Below are 14,713 nucleotides of genomic sequence, written 5' to 3'. Positions count from 1 at the left end.
ATCGAGGCGATGGAAGTCATACTTCGAGAGAACGTCAAGGACCTCGGGCAGCGGGGGGACGTGGTGCGGGTGGCCGATGGCTTCGCCCGCAACTTCCTGATTCCCAAGCAGCTCGCTTACCGGCTGACGGAAGGCGTCCGCCGCCAGGTGGAAACCGAGTCCCGGGCCAAGGCCGCGCGGGAAGCGCGGGAAGCCGAACAGGCCGGCCGCATCGCGGCGAAGATCGGCGACTTGCAGGTGATCCGCTTCCGCCGCAAGGCCGGTGAGTCGGGTTCCCTCTACGGCTCGGTGACCAACGTGGACATCGCGGAAGAACTCGCGGCTCGCGGGATCGAGGTCGATCGTCGCAACGTTCGGCTCGAGGAGCCGATCCGGCGGATCGGCACCCACCACGTACTGATCCACGTCTATCGCGAGACCGATGTCACCCTCGCGGTGGAGGTGGAGCCCGAGGAGGAGAGCGCCGGCTCCTGAGGGGGCCCGCCTCTCCATCCCGATGAACAGGGACGCGAAAAAACAGCCTGCCGAGAAGACGCCCCAGCCGCCGCCCCTGGACGCCGCCGCCATGGGGCGGGGCCTGCTCGCGGGAGCGCTGACCTGGTTGCTGCCCGGTCTCGGGCACTGGTACCTGGGTCGGCGCCGGCGGGCGTTGGCTTTTTTGGTCCTGGTGGGCGCGGCCTTCGGGGTCGGTCTGGCCTGTGGCGGTAACCTCGCGGTGGTGGACGATCTGCGGGCGCCGGTGCTGACCAAGCTGCAGGTGTTGGCCGATCTCTCCCTGGGACCGATCGAGCCGCTGACCCGCAAGGCGATCTACGGCGAGCTGGTCTATCGCAATCCTCGGCCGGGAAGCACGAGACTGCCGCCGGCCCTCGAGCAGCGTCGCCAGCGCTCCCTGCGCCCCTGGAGCCTCTACGGCTCGTCCTACCTGCTGGCCGCCGGCCTGATGAACATCTTGCTGATTTTCGATGCCTGGGATATCGGTATTGGCAGGAAGGAGTAGCCCGCCCCCGTGTTTCACATGGCCCACATGCTCCTTTTCTCGGGATTGATCAGTGCCTTCTTCGCCCTGATCGCGGGGAGGCCGGGGCGGCGGCTGCGCTACGGGTTGATCCTCTGGGCGGCGCTGGGCGGGGGGGGCATCCTCGTCTCGCTGCTGATGTACCCGTTCAGCTAGGTCCGTCATGACTCGACCGGGAAGGGGATGCGCGCCGTGAGTTGGGGTTTCGTTGGCCGGGCCTGGCCCGCCCTGCTGCTGATGGCGGCGATCTTCGCGCTCTCGCACATCAACTTGCCCGTGGGGGCTACCGGGGGATCGGACAAGATCATCCACGCCGTGGTCTTCGGCCTGCTGGCGGCCCTCTGGATGCGGGCGCTGGACGGTTGGCAAGGCGGTCTTTGGGGGCGGGCCATGCTGGCGATCTGCGTGACCACCGCCTGGGGCGTGCTGGACGAGATCCACCAGGCGTTCGTGCCGGGACGCACGGCCTCGGCCCTCGATGCCCTGGCCGACCTGGGCGGCGCCGTGCTGGTGGTGGGCCTGCTGAGCTGGCGGGTCGCCAGCCGGGCGGCGGACCCGGCGGAGAGCTGAAAGCCATGCGCTACGCAATCATCTGCCAGAGTCGCTCCCACGCCGACCTGTTGCGGGAGTCCCTCGGTGCCCGCAGCGAGGAGACCGCCTTCGCCGTCGAGGCGGTGGCCCTCGAGCGGGCCCTCAAGCGCGACGGCTGCGAGGTGGTGCGGGGTCGTTTTCGCGACCGCGCCCTCTACCGCGCCCTGCTGCCCGCCGACCTGCTGCTGATCTCCCTCAAGGACCGCCGCCGTTTCCGCACCGTCCTCGAGGCCGTGCGCCGGGAGCGCGGCGACACCCCCGTGCTGGTGCTGGCCCTCGGGCCCGTCGATCAGCTCCCTGTAGACCCCGCGGACTACCCCTGGGCCCATTTCATTCCCGTCGGTGAGCGCTTCGCCACCACCCTGCGCTCGGACATTCGCCTCTCACGTTCGAAGATCAAGGTGCGGCGCCTGCGGGAGACCCTCGACGACGCCAAGAACGTGCTGGTGCTGCTGCAGGACGACCCCGACCCCGATGGTCTGGCCTGCGCCCTGGCCCTGCGCACCCTGCTCGGCCGCAATCGGGTCAGCATGCCGATGGGGTCGTTCGGCGCGGTGACCCGGCCGGAGAACATCGAAATGTGCAAGGTGCTCGACCTCGAGCCCCTGCTGATCACCGCCGAGGACCTCGAGCACTACGACCGCATCGTGATGCTCGACACCCAGCCCCCCCACCTGCGCTACCCGCTGCCCCAGGTCGACGTGGTGATCGATCATCACCCGGTGCAGACCAGCTACGAGGCCCGCTTCAAGGACGTGCGCAATTCCTACGGCGCGACGGCCTCGATTCTCGTCGAGTACCTGCGCTGTGAAGGTGTGCGGGTCAACGAGCGTCTGGCCACGGCCCTGCTCTACGCCGTGCGCACCGATACCCAGATGCTCGACCGCCCGGTCACCCCCGCCGACGTGGAGGCCTTCACCTGGCTCTTTCCCCGGGCCAACACCAACTGGATCCGCCGCATCGAGCGCCCGGCCCTGCCCCGGGAGACCCTGACCTCCTTCGCCGAGGGTCTGCGCCGCGCCCGCATCGAGGACAAGGTGATCTTCTCCCACCTCGGCGAGGTCAGCCGGGAAGACATCATTCCCCAGCTCGCCGACTTCTGCCTGCAAGTGGAAGGGGTGGACTGGTCGGCGGTCTCGGGGGTGATCGGCGGGGAGTTGGTGATGTCCCTGCGCAACGTGGGCTTCGTCCAGGCCGCCGGCACGGTGGTCAAGGCCGCCTTCGGCAAGCTCGGTGCCGCCGGCGGCCACCGCTCGATGGCCAAGGCGATCATCCCCCTCGGCAAGCTCCCCCACTGCCGCAAGAGCCTGCCCACGGACAAGACTTACCGCCACATCGAGGACCTCTTCCTCGAGGCGCTGCGGGGGGCGGGCTAGCGGGGCTCCCGGCCGAGGTCCTGCCGTCCTTTCGCCACTCGTCGCTTTCCTGTGTCCTGTTGCGGTGCCCGAAGCCGCCGCTGCAAGCTGTCTTCGCGGAGCAGCCAACTGCTTTCCTGTGGACGCAACCCGAGATGGATCGCTGTCAACAGGGTCTTGACTCCCGCCAGCGGGCTGTGGCAGAAGCTGAATGTCATTCCCACCAATGGGGAGGACATGGGATGCAGAGTGTTGTCGCGCCTTGTTGGCTCCGGGTGCGGGATGGGGGGCAAGATGGAGAACTGGCCGAGGGTTTACGATAGGGGCAGGGGAGTGTCGCTTTCTCGCGCCGGTCGTGGTTTGCTTTTCGGCGACCGGCGACCGGCGACCGGCGACCGGGTAGATGGGCGCGGCTGCTTCTCGCCGGGGCCGTCAAGGCCCTGATCGTGGCGGCTGCTCTGGCACTACAGCGAGACCCACTGCGAGTCCGGCGCGGTCGATGCCTCATGCAGTGACGCGGTGTTGAGTGCGGACCGCTCCAAGGACAAACTGACCACCATGGAGAGCTGTCACGATGGCCGGGTCTTCGCCATCACGCGCTATGTCTACCGGGGCCTCAGGGGCCGGCTGTCCATGCGCGAGCAGTGGATCGACTGGACCTTGACCGCGGATCCGGCCGATCCTGCGGGGTGGGCCCGCTGGATCACCCGCTACAGCTACACCGATTTGGGTCAGCTTTCGGAGGTCACCGGGCCCTACTCAAGATAGGGGCGATGTCGTGAGGGTCTCGAGGCTTGCTCTCGTATTCAGTGTGTGCATGAACCTTTCTGCGTCTAGTTGCCGCGGCAACTTCTGGGCTAGCGAGTCTGCAATGCGATCCCGATGGCTTGCGCATCGCGGAGCGTTTGATCGGCTGATCGTGGAGGCAGGGAATCTCCCAAGCCAATTGGCTGTGGGGAGAGTTGGACGGGTTTGGCGAGCTGATGGCAAGGGGCCACTACGCAGAGTGGGGAGGACCTGCTAGGCGATAGGGAGGATTTATTCGAGACGCTTCTCAATGAGACAGGCGTAATGAGAATTGTGCCATTGCCTGGTGGCGCGTTTCTTCTTGAGGCTTCTAGCGTGGGCTACCATTCGAGGTATCGCGAGGGCTACTTGTTCGTGGGCGACGTTCGCGGTCCGTGTGCTGCAATAGCGGGCAAGATGGGTTCGTGTGCGGTGGACGACAACCTGCCATTGGGCTCGAAAGAGGGCGTTCGCGAGCGTCTAAAGACGCTGGGAGATCGGTGGTTTCTATACTCAGTTGCCGACTAGCCGGGTTTCTGCGGATCGCGATCGCACTGTGAGGTGGAGCCCAGAAACCCGGCCGTTCTGACCGACAAGAAGTGGAAGAGAGGCGGTTTTTCGAGCTTCGGCGGATTGCACATTCCCAGAATCGGCTTGAGGCTTGTTCTCACCGCGATCAGCGGCGGGCGCTTTCTTTCTCGGCACCGGGTTCTTGCTTGGCGCTCAGAGCGTAGGCCCGCAGCCGTACGACGCTTTCGGGCACGGTGCGGGTGGCGACGAGCAGGTAGCCGCCGGCCAGGCCCGGGGGGGCGGCGAGGTGCTCGCCGGCGGGCAGGGTGAGGGCGCCGGCGGGCTGGCCGGTATCCAGGTGGAAGGCCTGCACCTCGGCGTCGCCCACGGCGGTGATCACCAGCTTGCCGGCCACCAGGGCGGTCAGCGCCAGGCGGCGGCCGGTGGCGCGACGCCAGAGCAGGTGGCCGTTGTCCCGGCGGAAGGCGTAGAGGAAGGTATCCCGGCAGGAGACGAGGATCGTCTCGCCGGCCACCCGGGCCGGAGCGGTGACGGTGCCTCCCAGGTGCTGGCGCCATTGGCGGCTGCAGCGGATCCGGCCGCGGCGCGTCTCCCGGCAGCGCCAGGCGGCAAAGGAGCGTTTCCCGGCGGCCAGCAGCCAGCGCCCGTCGAAGGAGAGGGTCTCCGCCTCCAGGTCTCGGGGGCGCAGCTTCTGTGCCGCCAGAAAGGGCAGCAGCAGGCGGCCGCTTTCCCGGCCCAGGGTGGCGGGGTGGCTCAGCAGGCTCCAGAGCCGCGGGTACACGGGGTCGTCGAGGACCTGTCCGGCGAGGCGGCGGCCATCCCGGTCGAGGGTGACGATCTCGTCGCCGGCCAGCAGCAGGCTCCAGCGGGGCAGACCGCCGGAGGTGGGGCGGGGCAGGGGCGGTGCCAGCGCCGGTCGGGCGAGTCGGTGGGTCAGCAGGTCTTTGCCGGAGCCCAGGTGGATCACCCGCAGCGTTGGATGTCCGCCCGAGTCCTGGCCGGTCCAACCGGCCACGGGGAGTGAGTCAGCCCCCACCGGCGGTACGGTCTGCAGGCCCGCCGCACCGATGTCGTTCCTTTTCCAGAGTTGCGCGCCACTGTCCAGGGCCCGGACTTCGACGCCGCCGGGCCCTGCCAGGAGCGTGGCCAACCGGCTGCCCAACAGCACTTCGGTGGGCGCGCGCGCAGGTGCTTGATCGAGGACGACCTGCCAGGCCGCGCTCGGAGCGAACGTGGCGGTGCCCTTGGAGGCCGGGCCGGGCGTCGCGGCCGACAGCAGGACCAGCAGGGTGACGAGCGAGGTCGACGTGAGGAGAGATCGGCTCATGGGCGCCGAGGAGAATACCCCAAAGGGCGCGGACGTGGCAGAATGCCCGGCGCGCATGTCGCCCGCGGGTCGCGCCCCGCGAGGAGGGCCTCGATTTGGGTGTTCGCTACCAGTCCCTCAGGGGTTTTTCCGACCTGCTCCCCGGGGAGACGGAGCTGTGGCAGGCCTTCGAGGACGAAGCCCGCCGGGCCCTGGCCCGCTATGGCTTTCGTGAAATCCGTCCGCCTCATCTGGAGAAGACCGAGCTCTTCACCCGCTCGGTGGGAGAGGGCACCGACATCGTCGGGAAGGAGATGTTCACCTTCGAGGTCAGCGGCGACTCGGTCTCCCTGCGGCCGGAGCTGACCGCCCAGGTCTGCCGGGCCTACATCGAGCACGGCCTCGACCGGCGAGGGCTCAGCCGCCTCTACTACATCGGTCCCGCCTTCCGCAAGGAGCGGCCCCAGAAGGGGCGCCTGCGCCAGTTCCACCAGGTGGGCGTGGAGGTCTTCGGCGAATCGGCTCCGGAGACCGACGTGGAGGTCATCGCCGTCGGTCTGGAGACGCTCGCAGCTGCCGGCGTGGAAGGCTCGCGCCTGCTGCTCAACTCCATCGGCGATCCCGACTCCCGGGCGGCCTATAAAAAGATTCTCGTCGAGTCCCTCGCGGCAGTGCGGGACCAGCTTTGCGGGGACTGCCGCACGCGTCTCGAACGCAATCCTCTGCGGGTACTCGACTGCAAGGTGGAGACCTGCCGGGAGCTGACCGCCGCCGCGCCGAGGATCGACGAGCACCTGTCGGAGGATGCCCGGCGGCACTTCGACGCGGTGCGGGAGGGGCTCGGGAAACTGGGCATCGCCTACGAAGTGGACCCCCGCCTGGTGCGCGGCCTGGACTATTACGTGCACACCACCTTCGAGATCCAGGCCGAGGGACTCGGGGCCCAGAACACGGTGCTCGGGGGCGGGCGCTACGACGGGCTGGTGGCCCAGCTCGGCGGCCGCCAGGTGCCGGGCATCGGCTGGGCGGCGGGCATCGAGCGGCTGCTGCTGGCCGCCGGGGCGGATCCGGCCGCTTCCCGGGAACTGCTCGACGTTTACCTGGTCACCCTGGGGCCCCGGGCCCGGGAGGGCGCCCTGCTGCTGGCCCAGAATCTGCGCGCCGAGAAGCTCCGGGTGGGTTGGGATACGGCGGGCCATGGCCTGGGGGGCCAGATGAAGCGGGCGGGTCGCTCGGGGGCGCGTTTTGCCGTGCTGGTGGGCGACGATGAGTTGGAGCGGGGTCTGGTCTCGGTCAAGGACCTGGCCAGCGGGGCGCAGAGCCAGGCGCCCCTGGAGCCCGGTGAACTGGCGGCGTGGCTGCGCCGCCGCCGCGAGGAGCAGAGCTGAAATGAGCGATCAGAAAACGCCGCGGTCGGCCGCCGGCGAGTTGCGGGCCGCCAGCGTCGGCCGGCGGGTCCGGCTCTGCGGCTGGGTGCACCGGCGGCGGGACCTGGGCGGTGTGGTCTTCGTCGACCTGCGCGACCGCAGCGGCATCGTGCAGGTGGTGTTCTATCCCCAGGCTGAAGAACTTCATCGCCGGGCCGCCGGCCTGCGCCCCGAAACCGTGATCGAAGTGCTCGGCGAGGTCCAGCCGCGGGGCGACGACGCCGTCAACCCGGAGATGCCTACGGGCGAAGTGGAAGTGCGGGCCGAGGCGGTGACGATCCTGGCCGAGTGCGACGACCTGCCCCTGCAGCCGGCGGGTACGCAGCTGCCCCAGGAAGAGACCCGCCTGCGCTGGCGTTTTCTCGATCTGCGCCGGGCTCCCATGCGCGAGGCTCTGGCCCTGCGGTCGGAAGTCGTGCGCCTGGTCCGGGATCACCTGCACGGAGAGGGTTTCTGGGACGTGGAAACGCCGATCCTCACCCGTTCCACCCCGGAAGGCGCCCGGGACTACCTGGTGCCCTCCCGGGTCCATCCCGGCGAGTTCTACGCCCTGCCCCAGTCGCCCCAGCTCTTCAAACAGCTGCTGATGGTCGCCGGTGTCGAACGTTACTACCAGATCGCCCGCTGCTTCCGCGACGAGGACCTGCGGGCTGACCGGCAGCCGGAGTTCACCCAGGTGGACATCGAGATGTCCTTCGTCGAGCCGGACGACGTGATGGGGGTCGTCGAGGGCCTGCTGGTGCGTGTCGGGGCCCTGGTGGGCTGGCAACTCGAGGCGCCCTTCGAGCGCATGACCTGGCTCGAGGCCATGGACACGTACGGCGTGGATCGGCCCGACCTGCGCTACGGCCTGAAGATCGCCGACGTCAGCGAGCGTGCCGCAGCGTCGGAGTTCGTCGTCTTCCGCAAGGCGGTGGAGGAGGGCGGGGTGGTGCGCGGACTGGCCGTGCCCGGCGGGGCGGCCTTCAGCCGCAAGGTGCTCGACGCTCTCACGGCTCGCGCCCGGGACCTGGGTGCGGCGGGGCTGGTCTGGTTCAAGGTCAAGGTCGACGGGGTCAGCGGCCCGGCGGTCAAGGCTCTGGGCGCCGAGAGCGCGGCGGCCTTCTGCGACGCGATCGGCGCCGGCGAAAACGACCTGGCCCTGGTGGTGGCCGGTCCTCTCGAGACGACCCGCCGGGTGCTGGGCACGCTGCGCACGGAAATCGCGGCGGACCATGGCCTTGTGCCTGAGGGCGTTCACGCCCTGTGCTGGGTGACCGACTTCCCCCTCCTCGAGTGGGACGAAGACGAGCAGCGCTGGTTCGCCTGCCATCATCCTTTCACCTCGCCCGAGCCCGAACAGATCGATCTGCTCCAAAGCGACCCGGGGGCGGTCCGGGCCCGGGCCTACGACATCGTCCTCGACGGGGTGGAGATCGGTGGGGGCAGCATTCGAATTCACCGTCCCGACGTGCAGCAGAAGGTTTTCTCGGCCCTCGGTATCGACCCCGCGGAGGCCCGCGAGCGCTTCGGCTTCCTGCTCGAGGCGTTGCACTACGGTGCGCCGCCCCACGGGGGCATCGCGCTGGGCCTCGATCGCCTGGTGGCCCTGCTCTGCGGGAGGGAATCGATCCGGGACGTGATCGCCTTCCCCAAGACCACCTCCGCCTCCTGCCCGTTGACCCGGGCGCCGTCCCCCATCGACGCCGTCCAGTTGCGCCAGCTCGGCCTGGCGCTGCGGCAAGCGAAGACGGATTGACGCTTCGGAAGGCCGGTGATAGCTTGCCGACGATGACCAAGATGCTGCCTGATCACGCTGCCGGTGGCGACCGGCGGCCCCCCTCGCGCTGGTGAGCGGTTCCCGGGCCGAGCCCGAGGGGCCCCGGGTCGATTTCCCCCCCGAGGGGTTTCGCGCCCTGCTCGGCGAGTGCGACGCCAACCTGCGACGGATCGAGAAAACCTTCGGCGTTCGGATCTGGGCCCGGGGGGGGCAGGTGCGGGCGCAGGGCGAGGCGGCCCCGGTCGCCGCCTGCCATCGCTTCCTCCTGCAGGTGCGCGAACTGCTCGAGCAGGGCTTCCGGCTCCGGGCCCGGGACGTGGAACTGGCCTGCCGCCTGGCCCGGGAAGATCCCGGCGTGTCGCTGGTGGAGCATTTCCTGCGCAGCGGCGTGGGCGGTCGCGGGGGACGGCGCGTCGTACCGCGCACGGCGCGGCAGCGGGAATACCTCGAGGCGATTCGAGCCCGGGACGTGATCTTCGCCATCGGCCCCGCGGGAACGGGCAAGACCTACCTGGCTGTGGCCGCGGCCGTGCAGGCCCTGGCCGAGGAGACGGTGCGACGCCTGGTCCTCTGCCGCCCCGCGGTGGAGGCCGGCGAACGCCTGGGCTTTCTTCCCGGGGATCTGAGTCAGAAGATCGATCCCTACCTGCGGCCGCTCTACGACGCCCTCTTCGACCTGTGGCCTGCCGACAAGGCCCAGAAAATGATCGACAGCGGCGTGGTGGAGGTCGCCCCCCTGGCCTTCATGCGGGGCCGGACTCTCAACCACAGCTTCATCATTCTCGACGAGGCCCAGAACACCACCCCCGAGCAGATGAAGATGTTCCTCACGCGCATCGGCGAGGGCTCGAAGGCCATCGTCACCGGGGACATCACCCAGACGGACCTGGCGCCGGGCAAGGTCTCGGGGCTGTGTCACGCCCGGGACGTGGTCGACGGGCTCAGCGGTATCGCCATGATCCATTTCGACCGTCACGACGTGGTGCGTCACGAGCTGGTGCAGCGCATCGTGCGGGCCTACGAGAGCCGGGGCAAGACCGTGGCCGACAAGCTGCGCGCCCAGGGCGCGGACGAACCCGGCCCGGCAGACGGGGGGGGGCGGTGAGAACCCTGCTCATCGACGCTACCGGCGAAGTGCCGCCGGATGCCAAGCAGGTCGTGCGCGCCACCCTGCGGGAAGCCTCCCGCCGGCTCGAAGTGGGCCCCGGCGACCTGGCTCTGCGCATCGTGGACGGAGAGGCGATGCGCCGGCTCAACCATCGCTTCCGCCGGCGGGACAGTCCCACCGACGTGCTCTCTTTTCCCGGCGGCGAGCCCCTCGAACCCGGTGCGCCACCGCATCTGGGCGACGTGGCGATCTGTCTCGACGTAGCGCGCCGCCAGGCCGTCCGCCGGCGCCACAGCCTCGAGCGGGAACTCGCCCTGCTGGCCCTGCACGGGTTGCTCCACGTGCTGGGCTACGACCACGAGACCGACGACGGCACCATGGAACGTCTCGAACGGCGGTTGCGGAGAGAAACCCTGCCCGGGAGGGGGCGGTCGTGACTTCGCTGGCTTGGTCGGTTTCCGCCGTGGGCCCGGTGATCGTCTTCAGCGGCGCCGCGGCCGTGTACCTGTTGCTTTCCCTGGTGGCGGGAGCGCGCCTGGCGGTCTCCCGCCTGGCTGCCGAGCGCCTGGAGGACGAGTCGGGTCTGCCCGAGGGGCTGGATTTCGATTCCCGGGCCTGGAGCGCGATGGAGTTCGTGCGTCACATGGCCCTGGTGGCCTCCGGGGCCGCCGCGGTGTTCGGGCCCTGGCACCAGCCCGGCTTCCTCCCCGCTACCGGCGTGGGGGTGTTGCTGATCCTCCTCGGAAGGGTTCTCGTCGCCCTGATCGTTCCCCGGGCGCCGGAAGGGCTGTTGAGGATGGCGGTGCCGGCCCTGGCTTTGCTGGACCGCACCGTCGGCGCCCTGTTGATGCCCCTGGCGCGGACCCATGAAAGCCTGGCGGCCCGCCACCGCCGGCATCGCGCCAGCGAGGACGAGGACGCCCGTGAAGAGCAATTCGAGGAAGTGATCCGGGACGCCGAGGAAGAGGGGCTGATCGAGGCCGAGCAGACCGAGCTGATGCGGGAGATCGCCGACGTGGGCGACGCCGTCGCCCGGGAGGTGATGACCCCCCGCACCGAGATCGACGCGGTCGGCGCCGATGCGCCCCTCGAAGAGCTGGTGCGCACCTTCGTCGAGTCCCGCCACTCCCGGTTGCCGGTCTACGAGGGCAGCCTCGACCGTATCGTCGGCGTGGTCAGTGTCCGCGATCTGATGGGGTTCGTGCCGGCCTCCGCCGGCGGCGGGGAAAACGCGCCCCGCGCCCGGGAGCTGATGCGGCCCGTCAAGCTGGTCCCGGGGGCCAAGCGGGTACTGGAGTTGCTCAGGGAGTTTCAGCGCCAGCGCCAGCAGATCGCCATCGTGGTGGACGAGTACGGAGGCACGGCCGGCCTGGTGACCATCGAGGACCTGCTCGAGGAGATCGTCGGCGAGATTCGCGACGAATACGAGCCTCCGGGCACCGCGATCCAGTCCGACGGCCAGGGGGGGTTCATCGCCGAGGGCCTGGTGGCGATCGACGAACTGAAGGAACTGGTTGGAGTGGACGTGCCGGAAGAAGGGGTCGAGACTCTCGGCGGACTGATCCTCTCGCGCCTGGGCCGGATCCCGCGGGAGGGGGAGAGCGTGGAGGTGGAGGGCCTGACCCTGGAGGTGCTGAAGATGGACGGCCGTCGCATTGCGGCGGTGCGCATCCTGTCCCGTGCCGCGATCCCGGCCCCCGACGAGGATGGCGACGATGCCTGAGACCAAGAGCGAGAGCCATCGCAGCGGTTTCGCCGCCCTGGTGGGCCGGGCCAACGTGGGCAAGAGCACCCTGCTCAATCAACTGGTCGGGACCAAGGTCGCGATCGTCTCCAACGTGCCCCAGACCACCCGCCACAGGATCGTCGGGGTGCGTACCCTGCCGGAAGGGCAGGTGGCCTTCATCGACAGCCCGGGCTTCCACAAGGCCCAGCACAAGCTGGGACAGGTGATGCTCGAGCGGGCCCGGGAAGCGGTGGGCGAGGCCGACGTGCTGCTGGTGGTGGTCGACGCCTCCGAGGGCATCGGCCCGGGTGATCGCTTCGTGCTCCAACAGGTCGACCCCCCCCGCCGCAAGGCGCCGGTGCTGCTGGTGCTGAACAAGATCGACCAGCTCAACAAGGGCAAACTGCTGCCGATGATCCAGGCCGGCGTGGAGGAGTGGGGCTGCCGGGAGGTGGTGCCTGTTTCGGCCACCGACGGGACCAACTGCGAGCGGCTGCTCGAGCGGGTGTTGGCCTTTCTCCCGGAGGGTCCTCCCCTCTATCCGCCGGACTACGTCACCGACCAGCGGGAACGCGAACAGGTCGCCGAACTGATCCGTGAGAAGTTGCTCACCCGCCTGCGCCAGGAGGTGCCCCACGCCATCGGCGTGCTGGTCGACCAGATGGAGCAGCGGGAGGACGGATTGATCGGTATCGGGGCGACGATTCTCGTCGAGCGGGAGTCCCAGAAGGGCATCGTGATCGGTCGTCAGGGCCGGATGCTCAAGGAGGTCGGCACCGCCGCCCGGCGGGAACTCGAGCAGCGGCTGGGCCAGAAGGTTTTTCTCGAGCTGTGGGTCAAGGTTCGGGAGGGGTGGCGTAATCGACTGGCGATTCTGCGCGAGTTGAGGATCTACCCGGGAGGGTAGGGCGGCTACCGGCGCAAACCGCGCTAGAATACGCTTCTTTTCCCGGAGCATCGGGCCGGAGCCTCCACCATGCAGCTTGACCGCCGTCAGAGCCTGGTCCTGGAGTCGGTCCGCCGTTTTCTCCGGCGTTCGGCTCCCGGGCACCTGCTGAACCTGCTGGCCAAGACCCGGCCCCAGGACTTCGCGCCGATCTACGCGAACCTGACCGATCGGGAGCAGGCCCAGGTCTTCCGCATCCTGGCCGGTCGCGACCAGGAACTGGGGGCCGCCCTGCTGGCGGAACTGCCCCAGGGCGAGGGTCCCGCCCTGCTGCGCCGGCTCGGACCAGCGGCCTCGGCGGCCCTGCTCGATCGCTGTGCCGACGACGACGCCGCCTACCTGCTGGCGGAACTGGGTGACGACGAGGCGCGGGCGATCCTCGAGGCGATGAAGCCCGAGGAAAAGCAGGCCGTCGAGCAACTGCTGATCTACGAAGAGGAGACCGCCGGGCGGATCATGACCCCCGACGTCTTCTCGCTGCACGAAGAGACCACCGTCGGCGAAGCCATCGCCGCCCTCCAGGCCGGGGGCGACGTGGAGATGGCCTTCTATCTTTACGTGGTCGACGAGCGGGAGCACCTGGTGGGGGTGCTCTCCCTGCGTGAACTGCTGCTGCATCCTCCCGAGACCCGTCTCGGGGAGCTGATGAACAGCGACCTGATCACGGTCCAGACCAGCACCGACCAGGAGGAGGTGGCCAAGCTGGCCGCCAAGTACGACCTGCTGGCCATCCCGGTGGTCGACGAGCAGGGCCGGCTGGTGGGCATGGTGACCATCGACGACGTGGTGGACGTGCTGCGGGAAGAGGCCACCGAGGACATCTTCCGCATGGCGGGAACCTCGGAGGAGGAACGCATCGAGCCTTCCATCCTCAAGTCCGTGCGCAGCCGCTTCCCCTGGTTGCTGGCCACCTGTGTCGGCGGCATCCTGGCCTCGATGGTGATCGCCTCCCACCAGGACACCCTGGCCAACATCTGGGGGTTGGCGGCCTTCCTGCCGGTGGTGTTGGGCATGGGCGGCGCGGCGGGCAACCAGGCGGCGACGGTCACCATCCGGGGATTGGCCACGGGTCGCATCCACGAGGGCGTCTTCGCCAGCGCCGTGTTGAGAGAACTGGGGGTCGCGGGCCTGCTGGGCCTGCTCTACGGCAGCCTGGTGGGTCTGGCCAGCATCGTCCTGGTGACTTCCTTCGCCGGCTGGGACGCCTTTCCCGGCTGGTCGTACCCTCTGGTCATCGGCCTTTCCCTGTCGGCTTCGATGCTGATCGCCACCATGGTCGCCTCCCTGGTGCCCATCGCCCTCGAGAAAGGTGGGATCGACCCGGCGGTCTCCACCAATCCCTTCGTTTCCACCTCCTCGGACCTTCTCGGCTCGCTGACCTACGTCACCCTGGCGAGCTGGCTGCTGCTTCAGTGAAACACCGGGAGTCGGAGGCCATCGTGCTCGAGATCCGATCCAGGGAGGAAGCCGACCGGGGTGTGACCCTGCTGCTGGGCAGCGGCGAACTGGTGGTGGCCCACGCACCGGCGGGAGCCCGCTCCCGCCGGCGCTTCGGCGGCGCTCTCCAGCCGGGGACCAAGGTGCGGGCGCGCTGGACCCATGCCCGCCAGGGGAGTCGCGCCGTGCTCGCCGAGGCCGAGCCCCGGCGCGCGGCCCCTGCGCCGGATCCCCTCGAACGCTACTACGGCGCCTGCCACCTGCTGGAAATGGCCCGCGACTTCAGCCGGGAAGGCTTGGTGGATCCGCGGGTCTACCGCCTGGTGGACCGCAGCCTCGAAGCCCTGGATGGCGGGGCGCCGGTGGACGCCCTGCTGCGCTACGCGGAAGCCTGGATGCTGCGCCTGGCGGGGGTCCTGCCGCCCCTCGAGGCCTGCGAGGTCTGCGGCGCTTCCCTGGCGGGGCCTGGAACGCTCTTCCTGGCCCCCGATGCCGGCGCCCGTTGCGCGGCTCACCGGGGGCCGGGCGCCACGCCCCTGGAGGCCGGCGCGGCGGCCTGGTTGCGCCGGACCCGCGGTGTGGCCCCCGGTACACTCGCTCCCCTCGATACCGGGGTCGACGATCAGTTGCGACGCGCCCTGGGATCGCTGTTGACGGCCTTCACCGGACGCCCCCTGCGCGCCCTGCAGGCGCTGACCCGCCTCGGGCGGGAGAGGTCCTGAA

At 69.4% G+C, this 14,713-nt stretch carries 15 protein-coding genes; 14 read left to right on the top strand and 1 reads right to left on the bottom strand.

Features of this window, described 5'->3' with window-relative positions; translation table 11 throughout:
* Nucleotides 1-9 precede the first annotated feature (9 nt).
* The 6 genes from rplI (at nt 10) to Q9Q40_06775 (ending at nt 3,732) form a co-directional block, all read left to right on the top strand.
* Entirely contained in the window at nt 10-474 is a 465-nt protein-coding gene (rplI, locus tag Q9Q40_06800; GenBank protein ID MDQ7006924.1) for a 50S ribosomal protein L9, read from the top strand.
* A gap of 22 nt (nt 475-496) precedes the next feature.
* Nucleotides 497-1,000, top strand: coding sequence for a hypothetical protein (locus Q9Q40_06795; protein ID MDQ7006923.1), 504 nt, complete (start codon nt 497-499; stop codon nt 998-1,000).
* Between the two features lie 9 nt (nt 1,001-1,009).
* Entirely contained in the window at nt 1,010-1,174 is a 165-nt protein-coding gene (locus Q9Q40_06790) for a hypothetical protein (GenBank protein ID MDQ7006922.1), read from the top strand.
* Between the two features lie 36 nt (nt 1,175-1,210).
* Entirely contained in the window at nt 1,211-1,588 is a 378-nt protein-coding gene (locus Q9Q40_06785; protein ID MDQ7006921.1) for a VanZ family protein, read from the top strand.
* 5 nt (nt 1,589-1,593) lie between these two features.
* A complete protein-coding gene (locus tag Q9Q40_06780; protein ID MDQ7006920.1) occupies nt 1,594-2,985 on the top strand; it encodes a DHH family phosphoesterase in 1,392 nt (463 codons plus the stop codon).
* Between the two features lie 498 nt (nt 2,986-3,483).
* Nucleotides 3,484-3,732: a hypothetical protein gene (locus Q9Q40_06775; protein ID MDQ7006919.1), complete on the top strand. Its 249-nt coding sequence runs from the start codon at nt 3,484-3,486 to the stop codon at nt 3,730-3,732.
* Nucleotides 3,733-4,426: 694 nt separating this feature from the next.
* Here Q9Q40_06775 and Q9Q40_06770 read toward each other — a convergent pair.
* Nucleotides 4,427-5,608 carry a PQQ-binding-like beta-propeller repeat protein gene (locus Q9Q40_06770; GenBank protein MDQ7006918.1) on the bottom strand — a complete coding sequence of 394 codons (1,182 nt, stop codon included), beginning with the start codon at nt 5,606-5,608 and terminating at the stop codon, nt 4,427-4,429.
* 95 nt (nt 5,609-5,703) lie between these two features.
* Here Q9Q40_06770 and hisS point away from each other — a divergent pair, with 95 nt between their 5' ends.
* The 8 genes from hisS (at nt 5,704) to Q9Q40_06730 (ending at nt 14,712) form a co-directional block, all read left to right on the top strand.
* Nucleotides 5,704-6,975 (top strand): histidine--tRNA ligase, encoded by a 1,272-nt coding sequence (hisS, locus tag Q9Q40_06765; protein ID MDQ7006917.1) that lies wholly within the window; start codon nt 5,704-5,706, stop codon nt 6,973-6,975.
* 1 nt (nt 6,976) lies between these two features.
* Nucleotides 6,977-8,752 carry an aspartate--tRNA ligase gene (gene aspS, locus Q9Q40_06760; GenBank protein MDQ7006916.1) on the top strand — a complete coding sequence of 592 codons (1,776 nt, stop codon included), beginning with the start codon at nt 6,977-6,979 and terminating at the stop codon, nt 8,750-8,752.
* A gap of 91 nt (nt 8,753-8,843) precedes the next feature.
* Nucleotides 8,844-9,878: a PhoH family protein gene (locus tag Q9Q40_06755; GenBank protein MDQ7006915.1), complete on the top strand. Its 1,035-nt coding sequence runs from the start codon at nt 8,844-8,846 to the stop codon at nt 9,876-9,878.
* Nucleotides 9,875-10,318, top strand: coding sequence for an rRNA maturation RNase YbeY (gene ybeY, locus Q9Q40_06750; protein ID MDQ7006914.1), 444 nt, complete (start codon nt 9,875-9,877; stop codon nt 10,316-10,318). The genes Q9Q40_06755 and ybeY overlap by 4 nt, the downstream gene beginning before the upstream one ends.
* A complete protein-coding gene (locus tag Q9Q40_06745) occupies nt 10,315-11,604 on the top strand; it encodes a hemolysin family protein (GenBank protein MDQ7006913.1) in 1,290 nt (429 codons plus the stop codon). Before ybeY ends, Q9Q40_06745 begins: the two co-directional genes overlap by 4 nt.
* The gene (gene era / locus Q9Q40_06740; protein MDQ7006912.1) at nt 11,597-12,514 is read left to right on the top strand and encodes a GTPase Era; all 918 of its coding nucleotides are present in this window, start codon (nt 11,597-11,599) and stop codon (nt 12,512-12,514) included. The genes Q9Q40_06745 and era overlap by 8 nt, the downstream gene beginning before the upstream one ends.
* Nucleotides 12,515-12,583: 69 nt before the next feature.
* Nucleotides 12,584-13,969 (top strand): magnesium transporter, encoded by a 1,386-nt coding sequence (mgtE, locus tag Q9Q40_06735; GenBank protein MDQ7006911.1) that lies wholly within the window; start codon nt 12,584-12,586, stop codon nt 13,967-13,969.
* Nucleotides 13,966-14,712 carry a DNA repair protein RecO C-terminal domain-containing protein gene (locus Q9Q40_06730; GenBank protein ID MDQ7006910.1) on the top strand — a complete coding sequence of 249 codons (747 nt, stop codon included), beginning with the start codon at nt 13,966-13,968 and terminating at the stop codon, nt 14,710-14,712. The genes mgtE and Q9Q40_06730 overlap by 4 nt, the downstream gene beginning before the upstream one ends.
* Nucleotide 14,713: the final 1 nt, after the last annotated feature.

The sequence above is a fragment of the Acidobacteriota bacterium genome, from assembly GCA_030949985.1.
Classification (GTDB): Bacteria; Acidobacteriota; Polarisedimenticolia; order J045; family J045; genus JALTMS01.
The sequence above is the reverse complement of the archived record's forward strand: the minus strand, read 5'-3'. Positions and strand labels throughout refer to the sequence as shown.

What these genes read in the sequence shown, in the direction of transcription:
- rplI (MDQ7006924.1), top strand. Translation starts at nt 10, where the DNA reads ATGGAAGTCATACTTCGAGAGAACGTCAAGGACCTCGGGCAGCGGGGG.
- Q9Q40_06795 (MDQ7006923.1), top strand. Translation starts at nt 497, where the DNA reads ATGAACAGGGACGCGAAAAAACAGCCTGCCGAGAAGACGCCCCAGCCG.
- Q9Q40_06780 (MDQ7006920.1), top strand. Translation starts at nt 1,594, where the DNA reads ATGCGCTACGCAATCATCTGCCAGAGTCGCTCCCACGCCGACCTGTTG.
- Q9Q40_06770 (MDQ7006918.1), bottom strand. Translation starts at nt 5,608, where the DNA reads ATGAGCCGATCTCTCCTCACGTCGACCTCGCTCGTCACCCTGCTGGTC.
- aspS (MDQ7006916.1), top strand. Translation starts at nt 6,977, where the DNA reads ATGAGCGATCAGAAAACGCCGCGGTCGGCCGCCGGCGAGTTGCGGGCC.
- era (MDQ7006912.1), top strand. Translation starts at nt 11,597, where the DNA reads ATGCCTGAGACCAAGAGCGAGAGCCATCGCAGCGGTTTCGCCGCCCTG.
- mgtE (MDQ7006911.1), top strand. Translation starts at nt 12,584, where the DNA reads ATGCAGCTTGACCGCCGTCAGAGCCTGGTCCTGGAGTCGGTCCGCCGT.